The 21,896-nt window shown below is 36.1% G+C and carries 18 protein-coding genes and 1 pseudogene; 13 read left to right on the top strand and 6 right to left on the bottom strand.

Annotated features, from left to right (window positions below):
* Nucleotides 1-15: 15 nt before the first annotated feature.
* The gene (locus PSA_RS24730) at nt 16-267 is read left to right on the top strand and encodes a hypothetical protein (RefSeq protein WP_082305769.1); all 252 of its coding nucleotides are present in this window, start codon (nt 16-18) and stop codon (nt 265-267) included.
* 225 nt (nt 268-492) lie between these two features.
* On the top strand, nt 493-879 hold the full coding sequence (locus tag PSA_RS17525) for a VOC family protein (RefSeq protein WP_042152883.1): 387 nt from the start codon (nt 493-495) through the stop codon (nt 877-879).
* 104 nt (nt 880-983) lie between these two features.
* Here PSA_RS17525 and PSA_RS17520 read toward each other — a convergent pair whose 3' ends face one another.
* The gene (locus PSA_RS17520) at nt 984-1,256 is read right to left on the bottom strand and encodes a hypothetical protein (RefSeq protein WP_059364974.1); all 273 of its coding nucleotides are present in this window, start codon (nt 1,254-1,256) and stop codon (nt 984-986) included.
* A gap of 327 nt (nt 1,257-1,583) precedes the next feature.
* A pseudogene (gene argE, locus PSA_RS17515) lies at nt 1,584-2,416 on the bottom strand (acetylornithine deacetylase); the annotation flags it as partial.
* 150 nt (nt 2,417-2,566) lie between these two features.
* Here argE and argC point away from each other — a divergent pair.
* The 7 genes from argC to PSA_RS17480 all read left to right on the top strand — a co-directional run bounded on the left by argC (nt 2,567) and on the right by PSA_RS17480 (nt 9,847).
* Complete coding sequence (gene argC, locus PSA_RS17510; protein WP_042152871.1) at nt 2,567-3,613, top strand: N-acetyl-gamma-glutamyl-phosphate reductase; 1,047 nt, start codon at nt 2,567-2,569, stop codon at nt 3,611-3,613.
* Nucleotides 3,610-4,371, top strand: a complete 762-nt coding sequence (gene argB, locus PSA_RS17505; protein WP_042152868.1) for an acetylglutamate kinase — start codon at nt 3,610-3,612, stop codon at nt 4,369-4,371. Before argC ends, argB begins: the two co-directional genes overlap by 4 nt.
* A gap of 21 nt (nt 4,372-4,392) precedes the next feature.
* Nucleotides 4,393-5,316 (top strand): ornithine carbamoyltransferase, encoded by a 924-nt coding sequence (locus PSA_RS17500; protein WP_042152864.1) that lies wholly within the window; start codon nt 4,393-4,395, stop codon nt 5,314-5,316.
* Nucleotides 5,317-5,465: 149 nt separating this feature from the next.
* Complete coding sequence (locus PSA_RS17495) at nt 5,466-6,677, top strand: argininosuccinate synthase (RefSeq protein WP_042152861.1); 1,212 nt, start codon at nt 5,466-5,468, stop codon at nt 6,675-6,677.
* Nucleotides 6,678-6,743: 66 nt separating this feature from the next.
* On the top strand, nt 6,744-8,615 hold the full coding sequence (gene argH, locus PSA_RS17490; RefSeq protein WP_042152859.1) for an argininosuccinate lyase: 1,872 nt from the start codon (nt 6,744-6,746) through the stop codon (nt 8,613-8,615).
* 430 nt (nt 8,616-9,045) lie between these two features.
* On the top strand, nt 9,046-9,297 hold the full coding sequence (locus tag PSA_RS17485) for a hypothetical protein (protein ID WP_193216565.1): 252 nt from the start codon (nt 9,046-9,048) through the stop codon (nt 9,295-9,297).
* Nucleotides 9,298-9,385: 88 nt separating this feature from the next.
* Entirely contained in the window at nt 9,386-9,847 is a 462-nt protein-coding gene (locus PSA_RS17480; RefSeq protein WP_157575790.1) for a hypothetical protein, read from the top strand.
* A 1,493-nt stretch (nt 9,848-11,340) separates the two neighbouring features.
* On the opposite strand, the gene msrA is transcribed toward PSA_RS17480, so the two are convergent.
* The 3 genes from msrA to PSA_RS17465 all read right to left on the bottom strand — a co-directional run bounded on the left by msrA (nt 11,341) and on the right by PSA_RS17465 (nt 16,129).
* The gene (msrA, locus tag PSA_RS17475) at nt 11,341-11,874 is read right to left on the bottom strand and encodes a peptide-methionine (S)-S-oxide reductase MsrA (RefSeq protein WP_042150637.1); all 534 of its coding nucleotides are present in this window, start codon (nt 11,872-11,874) and stop codon (nt 11,341-11,343) included.
* 101 nt (nt 11,875-11,975) lie between these two features.
* Nucleotides 11,976-15,071 carry an efflux RND transporter permease subunit gene (locus PSA_RS17470; protein WP_042150631.1) on the bottom strand — a complete coding sequence of 1,032 codons (3,096 nt, stop codon included), beginning with the start codon at nt 15,069-15,071 and terminating at the stop codon, nt 11,976-11,978.
* Nucleotides 15,068-16,129, bottom strand: coding sequence for an efflux RND transporter periplasmic adaptor subunit (locus PSA_RS17465; RefSeq protein WP_042150629.1), 1,062 nt, complete (start codon nt 16,127-16,129; stop codon nt 15,068-15,070). The genes PSA_RS17470 and PSA_RS17465 overlap by 4 nt, the downstream gene beginning before the upstream one ends.
* Nucleotides 16,130-16,500: 371 nt before the next feature.
* On the opposite strand from PSA_RS17465, the gene PSA_RS17460 reads away from it, so the two are divergent.
* The 4 genes from PSA_RS17460 (at nt 16,501) to PSA_RS17445 (ending at nt 20,051) form a co-directional block, all read left to right on the top strand.
* Nucleotides 16,501-16,836 carry a hypothetical protein gene (locus tag PSA_RS17460; protein WP_042150626.1) on the top strand — a complete coding sequence of 112 codons (336 nt, stop codon included), beginning with the start codon at nt 16,501-16,503 and terminating at the stop codon, nt 16,834-16,836.
* Between the two features lie 81 nt (nt 16,837-16,917).
* Nucleotides 16,918-18,579: a DUF1566 domain-containing protein gene (locus PSA_RS17455; RefSeq protein ID WP_042150624.1), complete on the top strand. Its 1,662-nt coding sequence runs from the start codon at nt 16,918-16,920 to the stop codon at nt 18,577-18,579.
* Nucleotides 18,580-18,642: 63 nt separating this feature from the next.
* Entirely contained in the window at nt 18,643-19,161 is a 519-nt protein-coding gene (locus PSA_RS17450; protein WP_042150622.1) for a DUF1566 domain-containing protein, read from the top strand.
* Nucleotides 19,162-19,241: 80 nt separating this feature from the next.
* Nucleotides 19,242-20,051 (top strand): DUF2884 family protein, encoded by an 810-nt coding sequence (locus PSA_RS17445; RefSeq protein ID WP_042150636.1) that lies wholly within the window; start codon nt 19,242-19,244, stop codon nt 20,049-20,051.
* A 92-nt stretch (nt 20,052-20,143) separates the two neighbouring features.
* Here PSA_RS17445 and PSA_RS17440 read toward each other — a convergent pair whose 3' ends face one another.
* Entirely contained in the window at nt 20,144-21,763 is a 1,620-nt protein-coding gene (locus tag PSA_RS17440) for a methyl-accepting chemotaxis protein (RefSeq protein ID WP_042150619.1), read from the bottom strand.
* Nucleotides 21,764-21,896: the final 133 nt, after the last annotated feature.

The raw sequence follows: 21,896 nt of genomic DNA, 5'->3' as shown, positions 1-21,896 counted from the left end.
TTAAGTTACTCTTAAATCACAGCTCACGCAGGTGGTTACAATCCACCAATTATCGTTATTCACGGTAATCAGGTACATAAACTGCCTACGTCATACAAACGTTACTTAATGAATTACTACCGTAAAGCATTAAATGTAATGGGTACGCCAATTAAGATTGAATTCCGTGAAGGTGATAACCCTTACGCTGGTCGTACGACTAAAGTGACTTTGTCTCAAAAACGTAAACGCAGACAAATTGCTAAGTTACATAAAAACAAAGGTTAGAGTTTGTTTTTAAAATAAAAAAAGCGCCGATGGCGCTTTTTTTTGTTTATGGGAGATAGGAAGTTGCTCTTAAAGTCAAAATAAATGTAATAGTTTGAACTCAATCAACTTTTTATGCTTAGGACTGAAACTTGCTTGTTTTATTATCAATTTTAGGGCATATTTTAAGCTAATGATCACATAAGAATAAATTAATGATCATGTTCAAAATATAAGGGTGTTGTGATGGAATTTGCGAAAACAATTATCTATGTTGATGATGTTGAAGAAACGTTAGATTTTTATTATCAAGCTTTTGGTTTAAGCACGATTAAAGATGATGGGTCGGGTCAGTATGCTGAGCTAGATACAGGGCACGTAAAATTGGCTTTTTCTGCACACCCTTGTGCGCAATCAAACTTTAAACAAAGCTATATTCGCACTCAGCCAAAACAACCAGCACTGGGTTTTGAAATACGCTTTTATTGTGACAATGTTATTGAATCATATGATAAAGCCGTTGCAGCAGGGGCTGAACCTTTTTGTCCTCCCGCAGATAAGTCGAACGGACAAACATTAGCTTATGTCCGTTCTATTGAAGGCACCTTAGTCGCTTTATCTTCACGAAAATAGATTTAGATTTTGTAGACGGGGCTTCAGCCGCGTTTTATTTTAAAAGCAGCTTTCTACAATTAATTTCTTTATCATTGATTGTGTTGGTTTTATCTTTTCAATTGCTAAATATTCATCTGGTTGATGGGGTTGATGGGGTTGATGGGGTTGATCGATCCTGGGCCCATAATAATCGTTTCACATCCAAGCTGCTGAATAAATGGTGCTTCTGTACAGTAATTCACTGCAATTGCTTTTTCCCCTGATATTTTTTCTGCTAATTTAACAAGCGCAGAATCGGTTGTGCTTTTAAACGCAGGAATAGGTGCGTGTAAATCTATTACTTCAACAGCATTGGGGTATTGTTTATTTATTTCGTTAACCGCACCTAACAGCATTGCTTGTAGCGCTATAATACCAATTGTATTAAGTAAGTTCCCACTCAGAGCCTTTGGGGGTTTTCAATTCTAGGCATGTTATCGCAGTAATGGTCATTCCCTTAAAAGATAATATAACAACGAAGTGTAAATCCCCATAGGCTCCTGTAAGGCGGGTTTATAAGCGATTTATACTGCGTTAAATAATTTTGAAATACGACTGAATGGATTCAGAAGGTAGAGCAATGCAGGAGCTATTGCCGAGAATAACTATGACTTCAATAATTTACCTTGTCTAAAGCGCTTTTAACTCCCGCTGAATGGGAAGTTAATTAGTACAATTGGTATAACACTAATGCCCGGCAAAGGTCGCATATCGATATGTAATTCACAACAACCACAAATACGATTTGCGTTATCGCCACCATGAATATGGCCTAAATTCAAAGTGGGGTAAGGAATTACGAAGTGTTCAACTGAATACTTATTCTTTAGCTCTTGCTTTAAAATAAGGAGTTTTCCTATCACCAAATGCATAATTTCAATTGCATTTAAACCGGCTTCAGGATCTGAACTATGACCTGATTTACCAACAATTCTAATTGCACTCGACATATGCCCTTTATGGGTAAATACCGGCACCATATCCGTAGGTTCACCTACAATACAGCGAGCAGGTTTTAAGTTTTTATGTTGGCAAATTTGCTGCGCACCCGCCATGGTTGTTTCTTCATCAGCAGTGGCTAATATGATCAAAGGCTGTTTTAAATTCGATAAATCGAACTCTTGTAAAGCATGCAAAATGAATGCAAAAAAACCTTTCATATCAATCGAACCTAAACCAAATAATTTATTGTCAGTTTCCGTTAACGTAAAGGGATCCATGCTCCATTGGTTATCATCAAAAGGTACAGTATCGGTATGACCTGCTAACATTAAACCACCATGAAATTCTTTTTTCCATTTTCACTGTCGCTAGGATTTAACCTAGCCAATAAATTATATTTTCCAGGTGCACTTTCAAGCTCTGAAATTTCACATTTAAATCCCAAACTTTGACACCAATTAGCTAAGTTATTAATCACATCTTTATTGCTTAAATTTAGCTTCTCATCAATTGCGCTGATCGAAGGTAGAGATATCAGCGTTTGGTACATTTGCATAAAATTGGGTATAGACATAATAAAACCTAAAATAATTATTCATAAAACTTGAATATAAATCCAGTTTAACTTATTCTGCATACATATACACATATTTAGCATAAATATCTCCCCAGCGTAAGCTGATTTTTATTCCTTCCAATTGGAGGGAAATTTTTAGAGGTTAAGATGAAAGTAGTAATTATCGGAGCAAGTGGTTACAGCGGTGCAGAATTAGCATCTCTTGTAGCATCACATGAAAAATTAACACTTGCAGGTATTTATGTATCTGAAAATAGCTTAGATAAAGGTAAGCCATTAAGTCGTTTATATCCACAACACTTAGGTTTATTAGATTTACCTTTAGCACCTCTCACTTCAGAAGCATTTACCGATATACAAAATAATGCTGATTATGTGTGTTTATGTACAGATCATAAAGTAAGTGTAGAACTTGCGCCGATTTTTATTGAAATGGGTAAAAAAGTTTTTGACCTTTCTGGTGGCTTTCGTTTGAGTTCAGATGAAGATTATCAAGAATATTATGGTTTCAGTCATGGCAATACTACTTTATTAAATCAAGCCGTTTATGGTTTAGCTGAATGGCAAAATCAGGACGATATAAAAAATGCAAAATTGATTGCTGTGCCAGGGTGTTACCCAACAGCCGCATTAAACGCATTAAAGCCTTTGGTTGATGGCGATTTAGTCACAGAGCAACCTATTATCATAAATGCAGTGTCAGGTGTGACAGGCGCAGGACGTAAAGCCAACATAGGCACGCATTTTTGTGAGGTAAGTATAGGTGCTTATGGGTTATTTAATCATAGACATACACCTGAAATAGAAAAGTATTTAAACCATGATGTGTTATTTACGCCGCACTTAGGAAATTTCCCTAGAGGTATTCTTGAAACTATCTATGTGCAATTAAAAGACGGTGTCACGCAAGAGCAAGTTGAAGCTGCATATCAGTGTTTAGCAGATAAACCATTAATTCGTTTATTAGGTAATACGATTCCATCAATTAATGGTGTGGCAAATAAGCCATTTGTTGATATTGCGTGGCAACAAAAAGGGTCACAACTCATTGTGATGTCAGCGATTGATAACTTATTAAAAGGTGCATCAGGTCAGGCATTGCAGTGTATGAATATCAGCATGGGATTATCTGGCGAGTTAGGTTTACTGTCAAAAGGGCAGTCACAAACGTTACCTGAAGGAGCTAAATCATGAAAACTTGGGTAATTAAGCTCGGCGGTGCCGTTTTAAATAGTCAAAACGCGGCAAAAGCATTATTCGAAGTAATTGCTCAGCAAACCGATGCTAAATTTGTATTTGTTCATGGTGGCGGTGCCTTAGTTGATAGTTGGCTTAAAGATGCCGGCTTTGCAACGGCAAAACACTTAGGTTTAAGAATTAGCCCTAAAGAGCAAATGCCTTACATAGTTGGAGCATTAGCAGGTTGTGCCAATAAGCAACTTATGGGACTAGCATTATCAGCAAGCTTAAAACCAGTAGGTTTAAGTTTGTATGAAGCAGGAATTGAAAGTACTAAAAAGCTCAAAGCGTTAGGCCAAGTTGGTACCTGTGAAGCAACACAAGATAGCGTAATCCAGGCAATGCTTTGTGCAAACAGATTGCCGATTGTAAGTTCAATTGGTTTTGATTTAGAAGGTAACTGGTACAACGTAAATGCGGATGAGGCGGCAGCAGCAATAGCAGCTAACTTAGATGCAGAATTAATATTTATGACAGATGTAGAGGCTGTACTTGATGCTGACAAAAAACCTTTACATCAGCTTAATACAAATGAAATAAAAGAATTAGTTAATGATGGAGTGATATTAGGTGGTATGCAGGTCAAGGTTGAGACCAGTTTACGTGCTGCCGAACATTTACGACGAGGTGTTTATATCTCTAGTTGGCAAAAACCAGAAAATTTAGCTGGTTTACTTCAAGGTCAACATGTCGGCACAAAAGTCACTTTATAAATTATTTAGGATGAATACATCATGGCACAACATTTTTTACATGGATTAGAGTTAAATAAAACAGCAATTTTAAAATTGCTAGATTTAGCAAAAGCATTAAAAGGTAACCCACAGGACTTCAATCAAGCATTAGCTGGGTTATCTATTGTTACTTTATTCGAAAAGCCGAGTTTAAGAACACGTCTTTCATTTGATATTGGCATTAATAAATTAGGTGGTCACGCAGTTTATTTAGATCAGCAAAATGGCGCTATGGGTTCTCGTGAATCGGTAAAAGATTTTGCTTTAAATATCTCAACTTGGGCTGATGGCATTGTAGCGCGTGTTAATCAGCACAGTACTTTAACGACTTTAGCAGAACATGCAAGTGTACCAGTCGTAAATAGCTTATGTGATTTATATCATCCATGTCAGGCATTGGCTGATTTCTTAACATTACAAGAAGTGCATGGTGATGTAAGTGAGCTAAAAGTCGCTTATTTAGGTGAAGGCAATAATGTAACGCATTCACTTATGCTATTAGCTGCAACTTTAGGCACTGACTTTGTTGCAGTTTGCCCTAAAGGCGCTTCACCAGATGCGCAAATTGTAAAGCAAGCTGAGCAAATCGCAGCAATTAACGCTGCACATGTACAAGTAAGTGATCGTGTTGAAGCAGCAGCCGGTGCAGATGTATTGTATGCAGATACTTGGGTTTCTATGGGGGATACAACTCCACTTCAACAAGTAAAACAAAAGTATATGTCTTACCAGTTAAATCAAGCTTTATTAGAAAAAACTGGCGCAAGTACTGTATTGCATTGCCAACCAGCACATAGAGAGTTTGAGATCACCTCTGAGCTAATGGATGGCCCTGCTGCAAAAATTATTCAGCAAGCTGAAAATCGTATGCATGCACAAAATGCGTTATTGATAACGCTATTAAATCCGAATTTTGTTAAGTAAAGGAACAGAAATTCCCGAGATGTGTTTATCGGGAATCTAAGATTGAAAAAGATCTCCGATAAAAGACTTCGGAGATGACTAAATTATATGTTTTGTAGATTGGGCTTTAGCCCAACACGTTAAATAAAGAATTATTCAAAGGTAAAGTTATGAGCTCAATTAAAAAAGTAGTATTAGCATATTCAGGCGGTTTAGATACATCAGTGATCATGCCTTGGTTAAAAGAAAACTATGATTGTGAAGTGGTGGCGTTTGTTGCTGATGTTGGTCAAGGCGATGAAGAGCTCGCAGGCATTGAAGAAAAAGCTATCGCATCAGGTGCATCTGAGTGTTATGTAGTAGATCTTAAAGAAGAAATGGTTGCAGATTATATTTACCCTACGCTTAAAACCGGTGCGGTATACGAAGGCACATACTTATTAGGTACTTCAATGGCACGTCCTATCATTGCTAAAGCACAAGTTGAAGTGGCACTTAAAGTAGGCGCAGATGCGGTCGCTCATGGTTGTACTGGTAAAGGTAATGACCAAGTACGTTTTGAATCGTGTTTTGCTGCATTGGCACCAAACCTTAAAGTAATTGCACCTTGGAGGGAGTGGGACTTAGACAGCCGTGAATCACTACTTGATTACTTAGCAGAGCGTGATATTCCATGTGCTGCGTCAGCTAAAAAAATCTATAGCCGTGACGGTAATGCGTGGCATTTATCTACTGAAGGTGGTGAGCTTGAAGATCCGTGGTGTGAGCCGTCAGCTGAAATTTGGCCTTTAACAAATTCTCCAGAAGAAGCACCAAATGAAGCGCTGTATATTCATATTGGTATCGAAAAAGGTGAAATCACAACAATTGATGGTGAAAAACTATCTCCATACCAATGTTTAGAAGCGCTCAATAAACCTGCTGCAGTACATGGTGTTGGTCGTATTGATATCGTAGAAAATCGTTTAGTAGGCATGAAGTCTCGTGGTTGTTATGAAACACCAGGCGGTACAGTTATGGTTACTGCTTTACGTGCACTTGAAGAGCTTGTATTAGATAAAGAGTGTCGTAAGTGGAAAAACACATTTGCTAATGAGTTTGCTCACCTTGTTTATGATGGTCGTTGGTTTACACCACTTAAAGATTCAATTTTAGCAAGTGCAGAAGCGCTAGCAGAAGTATTTACAGGTGAAATCGTAGTTAAGCTTTACAAAGGCAACGTAACTGCAGTTCAAAAGAAATCACCTAACAGCTTATACAGTGAAGATTTTGCAACTTTTGGTGCCGATGATGTTTATAACCAGTCTCATGCTGAAGGGTTTATTCGTTTATTCTCACTTTCAAGCAGAATCACAGCACTAAGCAAAGAAAATACAAAATAGTTTTTAGTAATAAAAAGTAAGTAGCAAGTAATAACAAGGGCGAATTTATTCGCCCGGGAGAACAAAATGGCATTGTGGGGCGGCAGATTTTCATCAGGACCAGATCAGGCATTTAAGCAGTTTAACGACTCTTTGCCTTTTGATTATCAATTAGCAGAACAAGATATTGTAGGTTCAATAGCTTGGGCAAATGCATTAACGCAAGTAAATGTATTAACCCAAGACGAATTCCAACAAATTCAATCAGCATTAAGTGAGTTATTAGACGAAGTAGCTGTTAATACACAAGCAATTGTGGCATCGGGTGCTGAAGATATTCACTCTTACGTTGAAACTGCATTGATTGAAAAAGTAGGCGACTTAGGTAAAAAGTTACATACAGGTCGAAGTAGAAACGACCAAGTAGCAACTGACTTTAGACTATGGAGTCGTGATACAGCAGAGCAACTTTTAAAGGCAATCGCATCGCTTAAAAATGCAATTGTGACTTTAGCCGAAAAAGAGTTTGGAACGGTATTGCCAGGCTATACGCATTTACAACGTGCACAGCCTGTATTATTTAGTCACTGGTGCATGGCTTATTATGAAATGCTAGAACGTGATGAAAGCCGCTTAAAAAATGCTTTAGACAGACTTAATGTATGTCCTCTAGGGTCCGGTGCACTTGCGGGGACAGCTTATGCCATAGACCGGCAAAAACTTGCCGAATCATTAGGGTTTGCCTCTGCTACAAAAAATAGTTTAGATGGCGTATCTGATCGTGATTTTGTGGTCGAGTTATTAAGCTGTGCTTCAATATCTATGATGCATCTATCTCGTATGGCAGAAGATATGATCTTTTATAATACGGGAGAAGCTGGATTTTTAGAGTTAGCAGACAGCGTTACTTCAGGCTCTTCTTTAATGCCGCAAAAGAAAAATCCTGATGCACTTGAGCTTATTCGTGGCAAGACAGGCCGTGTATTTGGTGCGTTTTCAGCCATGATGATGACTTTAAAAGCCTTACCACTTGCATATAACAAAGATATGCAAGAAGACAAAGAAGGTTTATTTGATGCGATGCCAACTTGGCTTGCTAGCATTCATATGGCTGAAGCCTGTATTAAAGGTGTTAAAGTTAATTCAAAGGCAACCAAAGCCGCTGCACAAGGCGGACACGCTAATGCAACAGAGCTCGCTGATTACTTAGTTGCTAAGGGTATTCCATTTAGAGAAGGCCATCATATCGTAGGTGAGCTGGTACAAGTTGCGATTGGAGAAGGTAAAAATCTAGAAGACTTATCCATTGCACAATTTAAAGCTGTATGTGAAACAATTGATGACGATGTTTATCCAGTACTTGAGCTTCAAGCCTGTTTAGATGCCCGCAAAGCACTTGGTGGTACATCTGAAACACAAGTGAAATTCGCAATTAAAAATGCGCGCACTTCGCAAAAAGTAATTGTTCGTGATGCCAGATTAAGTGATGTTGAATCTATTAATGACTTAATTCAGTATTGGGCAAAAGTGGGTGAAAACTTACCACGTGCTAAAAGCGATATGGTGCACTCAATAAATGAATTTGCTGTTACTGAAGTTAACGGTAAAGTAACGGGCTGTGCGTCTTTATATATCTACGATACAGGTCTTGCTGAAATTCGTTCTTTAGGTATTAGTGAAAAAGCAGAAGTTAAAGGTCAAGGGCGTGCATTAGTAGAGCACCTGTTAGCTAAAGCTAAAAAGTTAGCACTTAAGCGTGTGATTGTATTAACACGTGTACCAGGGTTCTTTGCTAAACTTGGCTTTGCTGATAGTCATAAGTCTGAATTACCTGAAAAAGTAATGAAAGACTGTGAATTATGTTTACGTAAAGACAATTGTGATGAAGTTGCTATGGATTATTTGTTAAATGAAAAAATCGATATGGTAAACCAGATCCCATGCAAAAACGTTGCTTAACCTCAGCTTGTAGAGGAAAGTATGCCGAGGCATTAGATTGCCGCATAGTTTATTAACTGGGTTTTAATTAAGGGTTTTAACACTTTTAGTTGAGAATGAGGACTAGTTCATTAACGCAAAAAAGCCTATCGATTATAAATATCGATAGGCTTTTTTGTTGCTAAATTAAGCATGCCATTCTAAAGGATTAAATAAAAAGTATGGCACTAGGTAAATGAAAATAATTCCTTATTCGTAATTTAATGTAATCCACTGTAATTAATGGTTATTTTGTTAAAGTTGGTTCGTAATTTGCTATTAGTCTACTAAATATAGGGAAACTGTTTAGTCAGAAAACATTGAAGTCATACTTGAGATTAATATTTCAACAATTGAGGTAATTAATATTCAAGTTACATCTTTTTTTAAATAGCAAATAAGGGTAAATAATATGCAAGTTTCAAATAATTCAGCTATCTCAGTATTAGCTTATGAACAAAATCAACCAGCTAAGACAACAACCCCACCGCAAACGACTAGCACTAATACTCTACAAAATGATACAGTAATGCTTTCGCAAGCCGCTAAAGATTTAGGTGGTGCTGAGCCGAATAGGCAGGGCGGTGTAATTATCACTTCACAAGATAAAGGGCTTGAAACAGTAGAACCATATCGTCAAGGTGGAGTAATTATTACAAAATAGTGTAATTATTTAAAAATAGAGACCTCAAATGTATTTAACTAAAATGTTAGCGGAATCATTAGGAGCCTTCGTAGTTTGGGGGTTTTTAATGGCTTTGTTCTACAATGTATTAATGAAGGTATTAGCAAAAAAGCAAGATCATTTACTTCTTGCCACTTCATTAGTGATGTTTTTATCTTATTTTATAAGCGATCACTTCAATACGTTTACAGCGACTAGTAAAATTTACTTTATTTGGTTTTTATATGATGTTGTTACACTATTAATTGTTTTAATTTGTATTAGATTTATTAAAGATAAATTTCAAACAGGTGTGAAATATGTCTGTTTTGGATTAATAATTAATTCTATACTATTTTTATCTATGTATATGGATATTCATATTTATCAAAATAAAACATATTGGTGGCTTTGGGGTCTATATTCAACAGGAGTTAATTTAGTAGACTTTATGATGATATTTGCTTTAATTTTAAATAGAGATTATTTAGGACTGATTCGATTTTCCAAATTCATCACTTCACCAATTCGAAAAAAAGCGCTTAACTAGCGCTTTTTTTACCTGAATATAAGTCTTTTTTACTTAGCTTGCACGCTTATTTCAAACTTCAAATTCAAAACTAAACCTTCGTCATTCCCGAGGTGTTTTATCGGGAATCTATAAACTGGAATGTTGTGGAAAAGATCTTCGATAAAACACTTCGAAGATGACGAGTTAATTTGTAGTTAAAATAGTTTAACTAAAAACTCGATAAAACACTTCGAAGATGACGAGTTAATTTGTAGTTAAAACAGTTTAACTAAAAACTCGATAAAACACTTCAAAGATGACATCTGAAGGGTCATCAAAACCTTACTTCAAATTCGAAACTAAACCTTCGTCATTCCCGAGGTGTTTTATCGGGAATCTATAAACTGGAATGTTGTGGAAAAGATCTTCGATAAAACACTTCGAAGATGACGAGTTAATTTGTAGTTAAAACAGTTTAACTACAAACTCGATAAAACACTTCGAAGATGACGAGTTAATTTGTAGTTAAAACAGTTTAACTAAAAACTCGATAAAACACTTCAAAGATGACATCTGAAGGGTCATCAAAACCTTACTTCAAATTCGAAACTAAACCTTCGTCATTCCCGAGGTGTTTTATCGGGAATCTATAAACTGGAATGTTGTGGAAAAGATCTTCGATAAAACACTTCGAAGATGACGAGTTAATTTGTAGTTAAAATAGTTTAACTACAAACTCGATAAAACACTTCGAAGGTGACATCTGAAGGGTCATCAAAACCTTACTTCAAATTCGAAACTAAACCTTCGTCATTCCCGAGGTGTTTTATCGGGAATCTATAAACTGGAATGTTGTGGAAAAGATCTTCGATAAAACACTTCGAAGATGACGAGTTAATTTGTAGTTAAAATAGTTTAACTACAAACTCGATAAAACACTTCGAAGGTGACATCTGAAGGGTCATCAAAACCTTACTTCAAATTCGAAACTAAACCTTCGTCATTCCCGAGGTGTTTTATCGGGAATCTATAAACTGGAATGTTGTGGAAAAGATCTTCGATAAAACACTTCGAAGATGACGAGTTAATTTGTAGTTAAAACAGTTTAACTACAAACTCGATAAAACACTTCGAAGATGACGAGTTAATTTGTAGTTAAAACAGTTTAACTAAAAACTCGATAAAACACTTCAAAGATGACATCTGAAGGGTCATCAAAACCTTACTTCAAATTCAAAACTAAACCTTCGTCATTCCCGAGGTGTTTTATCGGGAATCTATAAACTGGAATGTTGTGGAAAAGATCTTCGATAAAACACTTCGAAGATGACGAGTTAATTTGTAGTTAAAACAGTTTAACTACAAACTCGATAAAACACTTCGAAGATGACGAGTTAATTTGTAGTTAAAATAGTTTAACTAAAAACTCGATAAAACACTTCGAAGATGACGAGTTAATTTGTAGTTAAAACAGTTTAACTAAAAACTCGATAAAACACTTCAAAGATGACATATGAAGGGTCATCAAAACCTTACTTCAAATACTCCGCAAACACACTTTTAAACTTAGCTATTTTTGGTCCAATTAACATACTGCAGTAAGGTTGTTGTTGATTTGCAGCATAATAATCTTGGTGATAAGTTTCTGCTGAATAAAAAATTGGGGCTGGGCTTAATTCTGTGACGATTTCATCATTATGACTTTCTTGATGTTTAATGATAGCTTGCTCGGTTAAGTACTTTTGCTCCATATGATGATAAAACACCACACTGCGGTATTGTGTGCCGGTATCGTTACCTTGGCGATTTAATTGGGTAGGATCGTGTAAAGTAAATAACATATCTAATAAGGTATCAAAGGATACTTTGTTTTCATCAAACTTAATCTCAATTACTTCTGCGTGACCCGTTAAGCCAGTACAAATTTGCTGATAGGTTGGATTATCAATGGTGCCGCCAGCATAACCTGAGCGAACTGACGCTACGCCAGCGACATTTCTAAAAGCAGCATCAATGCACCAAAAACAGCCAGCGCCAAAAGTGGCTGTTTGCAGATTATTATCCATAAATATAAGTTCGAATTTGATATATGTAACAACAGTATAACTAAAAATAGCCAAGGATCTAGGTGCTAGATAAATACCTAGAACCTAGACTGATTTAGAGTTTAATCTTTTTGTGGAAATTTCTCTTTTTGTTGCTCTAACTTATTTTGTAAAAACTCTGGTGATTGAGTCTTACGCGCAAGCGCATAATAAGCACTTGGCACAACAAATAAAGTTAATAGCGTTGCTACAATCACACCATAAAAGATCACTGTTCCAATTACCATGCGGCTTTCAAAACCAGGGCCTGAAGCCATTACAAGCGGTACAGAGCTCATTACGGTAGTAAGTGATGTCATAATAATAGGGCGTAATCTTTGAGTCGCAGCTTGAATAAGTGCTTCTTTAAATTCAATGCCTTTATCTCTTAATTGATTAGCAAACTCTACAATTAAGATACCATTTTTAGCACTTAAACCTATCAGCATAATGATACCGATTTGGCTGTATATATTTAAGCTAGACGCACTGAAATATAAACCCGCTAAAGCACCAATTAAACCTAGTGGTACGGTAAGCATAATAATTAACGGATGAACAAAGCTCTCAAATTGTGCCGCTAATACTAAAAAGGTAACAGCTAAAGCTAAAATGAATACATAGGTCATTGCAGATGCACCTTCATAAAACATTTGAGATTCGCCTTTATAGTCAATAGCACCATCTAACGTATTTTCTTCCATTGCCACTGTATTTAAAAAATCTAAAGCAGACTCTAATGCGTAACCTGGTGCTAAGTTTGCAGTTAAAGTAATCGCGCGCATTCTGTTATAGCGATTTAAACGGGCAGCTGTGGCCTTCTCAGATAAGGTGATCACACTATCTAAAGGTACTAAATCACCGGATGTAGACTTTAAATAAATATCAGAAATATTTTTAGGCTCAACAAAATCTTTTTTAGTGCCTTTGATAATAACATCGTATTCTTCACCTCTATCTATAAAGGTTGTAACACGGCGCTGACCTAACATTGATTCTAACGTATTGCCTATTTCTGATACAGTTACACCTAAATCAGCAGCTTTGTCTTTATCGATACTGATTAAAAATTGCGGGTAAGTTTCTTTAAAGTCATGATCTAATCGAACTAAGCCTGGATTTTCTTCTGCGCGTTTCAATATGCGATCACGCCATACAGCAAGCTCTTGATAATCATTACCTTGCAAAACAAACTCAATAGGGCGGCTCATGCCGCGACCGCCAATGCCTGAACGCATAATGGCAAAAGCACGTACATCGGTAATAGTGCGAAGTTCAGCACTGATATCGCCCATAATCTCCCAGCTAGTACGTTTTTTGTTTTCCCAGTCATCCATGCCTACAATGGCAACACCGCCACTGCCGCCCCAACCAGGAACGCGCACTAATAAACGGTTGATATCGCCAGATTCAACAAATGGCTCTAGCTTTTTCTCAATTTTAAACATATTTTGTGCATTATTTTCATAACTAGCGCCTTGAGGGCCATTCATTAAAATAAAGGCGGTTCCACGGTCTTCTTTTGGTGTAAGTTCTGATGGTAATTTATCAAACATCAAAAAGCTGGCGATACCAGAAAATACTAAAACTAAAGCCACACTGCCGGTTCTGTGCATATTGCCCATTAATATGTTTTTGTATTTAGTTTCAATATTTGAAAATAATACATCTACACCATGACTAAACTTTGACTGGCGTTCAGAATTTTTTAATAACTTAGAACATAAAGCAGGCGAGAGTGTTAAAGCTGTAATGCTAGAAAACATCACTGCAGCGCTAACTGCAATGGCAAATTCAGTAAATAAACTACCGATTCTGCCATCCATAAATACTAAAGGAATGAAAACAGCAATTAATACTAGTGTGGTTGCTATGATGGCAAAACCCACTTCACGTGCGCCTCTGTAAGCCGCTAATAACGGTGGTTCTTCTAGTTCTATTCTTCTATGAATATTCTCAAGCATTACTATGGCATCATCTACCACTAAACCGATAGCGAGTACTAAAGCTAATAAGGTCAATAGGTTAATTGAGTAACCCATAGAAAATAAGAATATGAAAGTGCCAACGAGTGCAACGGGTACTGTAATTGCAGGTATTAAAGTGGCTCTGATATTTCCTAAAAATAAATATATCACCAGTACAACCAAAGCCATTGCAATCGCTAAAGTGAGATATACCTCTTTAATTGACTCTTTGATAAATACAGATGAATCATATGAATTATGAAGTGTTGTACCTTCCGGTAAGGTCATTTTAATTTTTTCAAATTCAGCTTTGGCATTTTCTACTACAGTCAAAGTATTGGCTTTAGTTTGTTTAACTATGCCTAAACCGATCATGTCTTTTTTATTGCCTCTGAACATGCTTTCTTCATTTTCAGCTTCTAATTTTATATCGGCAACTTCATTTAGGCGTACTAAATAACCGTCATCACCACGTTTAATTACAAGGCGTTCAAAATCTTCAGGGCTGCGGTAACTGCGGGCAGTTCTTACTGTGAAATCTCTATCAATAGATTCAATTTTACCGGCTGGTAATTCTACGTTTTCATTATTTAATACTTTTTCTATATCTGAGCTGGTAATACCTCGGGCTGCCATCGCGCTACGGTTAAGCCAAATTTTCATGGCGTATTGGCGTTCACCGCCAATAATCACATTAGAAACACCATCTACAACTGAAATTCTATCTACAATATATCTTTGTGCGTAATCAGATAATTGCAGTGAATTCATTGTGGTGCTGTTTAATAAAAACCAAGCAATTGGACTGCCGTCGGTATCCGACTTTGATACTTCTGGCGCACGAACTTGATCTGGTAAATTATCTGCTGCGCGGGAAACGCGTTCTCGTACATCGTTGGCTGCGGCATCAATATTACGGTTAATATCAAATTCAATGGTGATATTTGAGCGACCATTTCTGCTTGATGAGTTAATGCTTTTTATACCTTCAATACCTGAAATACGATTTTCGAGTACTTGGGTTATTTTTGTTTCTATGATTTCTGCTGAGGCACCCATATATTCAGTACTGACAGAAACAACCGGCGTATCAATATCTGGAAATTCTCTTAAAGGCAACATGGAAAATGCCACAATGCCAAAAGTGAAAAGTAATACATTAATTACAATGGCAAAAACAGGGCGTTTAACGCTAAGGTCGGTTATCTTCACTTAGCTTCTCCTTCGGTGCGTACTGTAGAACCCGGTTTTATTTTTATAATGCCTTCAGTAATAATCACATCACCTTCTTTAAGCCCTGACTTTATTTCTACTAATCCACTATGACGAACGCCAATTTTAACTTGCTTTTTTACTGCAATATTGTCTTCAACAATATAAACAAAGTGATTCTCTTGAATTGGAACGATCGATTTTTCAGGTACTTGCAATGCTGTTAATTCTGATAGTTGTAAGTAAGTATGCAATAACATACCTGCTCTTAGCTGGTGGTTTTGATTAGTAAAACGCGCTGTAATTAATACGCTGCGTGTTGTTGGGTTTACACGAGAGCCAATATGCGTCACTTCACCATTAAAAAGCTTACCGTGATATGCTGGGCTTTTTGCTTTTACATTCAAGCCTGTATGTAAATGCGATAAATATTTTTCAGGAATGTTAAAGTCTACTTTAATAATACTAATATCATCTAAAGTGGTAATTTCACTGCTACTGGTAATATAAGCACCTTGCGACACTAAACGTTGACCTAACATACCATCAAACGGCGCCTTGATAGACATTTCAGATAACTTTACTTTAGCGGCTTCTAGTTGCGCTAAAGATGATTCGTATTTTGCTTGTTGTTCATCTAATAAAGACTTTGCAGTTGATTGCGTTTTAGCTAATTTAGTTAATCGGTTTAATTGACGTTTATCTTCTTTTAAGTTAACTGTTAACTCTAATACTTGGGCCTTTTCTTGTGCGTTATTCAGTTGTACTAATAACTGCCCAGCTTTCACAATATCACCATCTTTAAAATGAACAGACTTAATATAATCATCTTGAGCGCTATTAATAAATATAGCCTGATTAGCGCGACTGGTACCTAAAGACTCAATATCAATACTTTGAGTTTTATTTAAAACCGTAACAACTTTTACTAATGTTGCTTGTTTTGTTTGATTTTTATGGTTATTTTCTGATTTCTCTAGGTAAAGATAAATACATAAAGCGATTAAAATAGCTATAATAAATGGAAATAGAGCTTTACCTGATTGTGCTCGCAACATATTGATGATTCATTAATAAAATAATATTAACGATATTGTATGAAAAATTGACATTAATGCGTCTGTTACGCATCTTATTATTTTGTTGTTTAAACGAAAAGTTAATTTAAATTTAAATTTTTATTTTTGAATGTGGAAATAATGGTTAAAAAATCAAATTGTATGTACTGTAAAAGAATACGCTATATGTTAATTTGGGCATGTTTAATGGCCGCATTATATTTTGGTCATTTTCAATAAAGAGTGATAACTTTTTTGCATTTAATTAAAATGATCTATTAAGAGCTAATCAATACAGCCTTGTATTGCTATAATAAATACAAGGGTAGTAAAAGTAATAAGATAAAATTTATACCGTAGGAATGAATATAATGAGTGAAAGTGAAAGAGCCTTTATTACAAGCGGACGTAATACTATTATTCATAAAGAAAAAAAGCTAGATTTGGTAGTTGTAAATGGCGAAAATCATCCAAAAATTAAAGTGACTCAAAATGGTTTAGAACCATTTAAAGAAAAGCTGCCTAAAAATAGAAGAGAAGCAAAAGAGCGGTATTTAGAAATGGTTTATGTACCAACTCAAGATGTTTTTAGTGAAGTTAAGCAATTGATTTTTATTCAGTCTCTTGATGGTAGAGAGTATAAAGTCGATTACAGTAAAATAGGCACTAAATTATTTGTTAGGATCCATCAAGAAAGCTATATGTAAATCCTATTTTATAGCGTCAAAATTTTCTGGCGGATATCTTGCATATTGAGTGTTAGGAATAATGACAAATTAGGGTTTGCCATGAATAAAAAAGCTTTAATAGCTTTACTGGCTGTAAATATTGCCGCCTGTGGTGGTGGAAGTTCAGATTCAGAAACAAAAAAAGATGTACCTGTAAGTGTTAATGCAGGCTCAGATCAAGTTGTAGATGAAAAAACAACAATAACGCTATCAGCTATTGCAGCTCCTACTGAAGGGGCTTTTTCTTGGTCACAAACAAGCGGTCCTATTATTGCTGGTTTTCCGGCTGAAGGCGCAGAGCAAAGCATTGAAGCACCTGAGGTTAAACAAAACTCACACCTTACTTTTCAAGTTAAATACACCGCACCTGATAATTCAACAGCCAGTGATGAAGTTGTTGTTATTGTCAGCTCAGTAAATCAACTACCTATTGTGTCAATTGCACAAACAGCACCAACACAATTACCATCAAAGTATGCTGATACGGTTACTTTAAGTAGCGAGGCATCGTTTGATCCAGATTCAAACGGGTCTTTAATGACTTATCAGTGGCAGCAAACTAAAGGTGATGCTGTTGCGGTGGCAGCACTTAATCAAGCGAATTTAACTTTCTCTCATCCTTTATTGGAATCTGACAATACAACGCAGTTTAGTTTGACGATTACAGATGATGAAAACGGTAGTCAAACAAACTATTTTGACATATTACTTCATAAAACAGATCAAGTAATCGATGTAGATACAGGCATAACACAATCAGCCAATGAATTTGAAACTGTCTCTTTAGATGCCAGTAATACAAAGGCTTTAACGCCTAACTTTAGCTGCTTATGGTCTCAAGTATCAGGAACAACGGTTAATTTAATTCAAGCTAATCAATGTATCAGTCATTTTTTAGTGCCTGATGTAGATGACGCAGAACAGCTATTATTTGCAGTGACTGTCACGGATGATAAAAATAGAAGCCAAGTAGGTAATGCTAGGGTAAATATCAAAACATTCGCTTTAGGTATCGGTAATGACTCCGGCATGACTAAATGTTTTGATGAGCTTCAAGAAATAGCCTGTAATAACACTGATTTTCCTGGGCAAGATGCTGATTTAGGCCGAGATTCGGTGGCACAGCATTTAGATAAAATAGGCATAGGTAGTTCAGGCTTCGATTTTACTAAACTTGATGAATTTGCAGATGAGTTACCTGATGACGCGACAGATTTTTCATGTGTGAGAGATAATATCACAGGACTTATTTGGGAAGTTAAACAACAAAATACAGGCACTATACCTAATACCCAATTACGTGAAGGTCAAAATCATTATACCTGGTCATATTCAGGTGAGGGTAATGGTGGTGTTGAAGGTACTAAAGGTGCTGCCAACTCTTCATGCCCAAGTGATATTGATTGTGGCTTAGATACTTATGTCAGTGAAGTAAACGCAACTAACTATTGCGGTGGTAATAATTGGCGCGTACCCACTTACAATGAGTTAATGGGTTTAATGGATTTAAGCCAACAAGGCCAAACGCATTTACTTAATACAGAGATATTTCCAAATATTCCGGAGCAATCTGCACTTGACCATATACGTTATTGGACGGTAGAAACCAGCGCTGATGGTCAAAGCTTAAGTTTTGCATGGATTTTAGATATGCAAACAGGTAATGACATAGCCTATCCAAAATCAAATACGGGTTATTTACGTTTGGTTAGAACACCATAATAAAGCTATAAAGCCGCTTTATTAAAAGTCACCGTGTGACATGATAAAAAATTGGAAAATACGATGAAGAATACTCAAATAAAACTCTATTCAATGTTAGCGCTGTTATTTAGCCAATATACATTAGCGCAGACTTGCTATGATTTAACAGCAACCACACCAACAGATCGTTTTGTGCAAAATGAGAATGGTACTGTAGAAGATAGTTTAACTGGATTGATGTGGATGCGATGTAGTTTAGGGCAGACATATAACAGTGAAACAGCAAGTTGTGATAATGATGCTAAACAAATGACTTGGAAGCAAGCTTTGCAAACTGCGCAATCAACTCAGTTTGCCGATTTTAGTGATTGGCATGTACCTGACTTTAAACAGCTAGCAGGTATGGTTGAAAGGCAATGTGTTAATCCAGCCGTAAATAGTGTGTTATTTCCTAATACGCCAGCTGAAAACTATTGGACTAATACTACAAGTATTGATGTGGGTGATCATGCGTGGGCTTATGCTTTTTACAGTGGTAAAAATAATCTTAAAAGTAAAAATGCTGATATCTACGTGCGATTAGTTCGCTACGCAAAATAACTCAACTTATTTATCGAGTCATTGGGTATCCCGGGCTTTTTTTGTTAAAGTACGTCCACTGGTATTTTATGAGCAAAATAATGTTTAACAAGTTACGCATTGGCTTATTTTTAGTTTTATTTGGCTTCTATTTCTTAAGCTTTAGCGTCGTTGCTGACGAAGAGTGCAATGTTGAATTAGAACATGGCCTTATTATTACTGAAAATGTGATTCGAATTGTTGATAAAACACAAACACGAGTGCAAATAAACCTAGGTGAAAATCAGCAGGATACTCAAATTTTTATTAAAGGCTTATTGATTGAGTTAAGTGAAGATGAAACTTTAGTATTAAATGAATTTGAACGAGGGTTACGTAATACGGTACCTGAGTTAGTGAATTTAGCAACAGATGGCGTTAACTTAGGTTTAACGGCTATAGAGCAAGTGGTCAAAGGTTTTTCAGATAAAGAGCCCCAAGTATTAAAAAATCAATTAGAGTATGTTGAAAAAACCTTAATGAGTAAGTTTAAAAGGGGTGATGATTTTTTCTATATTGCACCACAATCTTTATCTCGTTTAGATGACTTTTTTAAAAATGAAATTAGTGAAAAAATTCATGCTGCAGTTCATGGTTCTTTAGGTGCGATATTAGTTGCTTTAGGTGATGCTTTTGAGTCTGATGAGGGCAATTTAGAAGAGCGAATTACAGACATGGGCACTCGAATGGATATCATAGCAACAGAAATTGATAAATCTTTACAGAAAAAAGCTATGGTATTAGAGGCAAAAGCTGATGAATATTGTAGTTGTTTGCAAAAACTAGATGAAACTGAAACTCGCTTACAAAAGATTATCCCTTCGTTATTACAATTTGATTTAGTTAAAATAAAACCTAAATACGAACTGTAATAACACATTTTGAAACTGTTCTAAAACTAAATACAGCAGTCCTAGAGCAATCTATTGCTTTAGAACTGCTGTATTCGTTCGAGTGAGCTTTTTTAAAGCTCGAATTTAGCCACTTCCTTCTCTAAGCTTGTTGTTAATAACTTGATTTCATCGCTCGATGAATGTGCTTGATTTGATACTTCTGAGGTGTTGCTAGCAGTATCAGATATATTCACAATACGCTTAGCTGTATCTTCACCTGCTTCTAGTTGCTCTTTTGCTGCAATAGATATTTGATGACTCATTTGAGATATTTCAGATAATGAGTCTGCAATTTTTTGCAGTTCTTGTGATACCTTTTGAGATTTTTCAACGGTTTCTTCACTGGTTGAAATACTTTGTGATACAGATGATTTAGCATCTTTGGTCGCACCCTGTAAGCGAGAAATCATAGTATGAATTTCTTCGGTACTGCTTTGTGTTCTTTGTGCTAACTGTCTTACTTCATCTGCAACAACAGCAAAACCTCGACCTTGATCTCCGGCTCTAGCTGCTTCAATTGCTGCGTTGAGTGCCAGTAAGTTTGTTTGCTCTGCAATGCCTTGAATGACAGTTAAAACATTTGCAATGTTATTAACTTCATCATCTAGTATTTGAATATTAGATCCTGCACTTTCAATTTGAGTTTCTAATAAGTTTATCGTTTTGGAAGCCTCTTCAGTTAGCATATGTGCATTTTGACCTTGTACTTCTGCTGCTTTGACGGATGCAGCTGTTTGTTCTGCATGGCTAGATACAGCTTCAGCAGAGGCTGTTAACTCGGTAATAGCTGATGCCACCATTTGTGTCTCATTATTTAATGCTTCAGTAAGGTGATCTAGTTCAACTGAGCGTTTTTCAGAATCTAAGGTTTGATCTTTTAAAGTATCAGAAACATTTTTAATACCTTGAACCACATCTTTTAAACCTGACTGCATATAGGTTATTGCACCGACAACGCTGTCATTTTTTGCGTTTTCGAAAGTACGGGTTTGCTGTAAATTACCTTTAGATACTTTACGTACGATTTTTAGTACCTGATTGATTTCAGCTCCTAACGCGCTATTTAATTTTAAACCAAAATGACCCAGAGCAAATGCGAGTGCTGTGGCAATTAATATTGATAAACTTAACAGCCACTTTGCATTTGACCAATATCTATCATCAACTTCTTTATAGCTAATGCCAGTTCCAATATACCAGCCCCAATCAGCTGTTTTTTGCACAACCGAAGTTAAGTCTACTATTTCACCATCGCGTTCAGAGTCCCAATGATAAGTTATGATTTGATTTACCTTATTACCTACCAGCCTTTCTACTAGTTGCCCGATACTTGCGCCTTTGGCATCTTTAAAATCATTAAAGCTCGTACCATGTAATTGCGGATCATGGGGTGTAGCAACAAAATTGAGTTTGTCATCTACCACATAAACATATTCTGAATCATGGTATTTATTTTCTCTTAAAAGTTGGCTTGCGTATTGTTTTGCTTGTTGTTCTGTTAGTTGGCCTGAGGAGGAGAGTTGTTCAAATTGCTGAACTATATTAGTGGTGCTTTTCATTAATTGATTTATACGTGCTATGTTGTCGCTTTCACTGGCGCTGCGCAAAGCTTGTAAACCTAACACTGCAATACTTATAAGCGCTACAAATAAAAGCCCTACAAAAGCAATGATTTTTGAACGTAAACTCATATAGTTACTACCTCTGGTTTATTATTATTCCTTTATGATAATAGCGCTTTTAAAATTAAGTGCTAGAGGGTTTGATTAATAAAAATCATGAACTTCATGATTTTTATTAATGTTTAATTTATGGATACTTTGA

This window comes from Pseudoalteromonas sp. '520P1 No. 423', assembly GCF_001269985.1.
Taxonomy (GTDB): Bacteria; Pseudomonadota; Gammaproteobacteria; order Enterobacterales; family Alteromonadaceae; genus Pseudoalteromonas.
The sequence above is the reverse complement of the archived record's forward strand: the minus strand, read 5'-3'. Positions and strand labels throughout refer to the sequence as shown.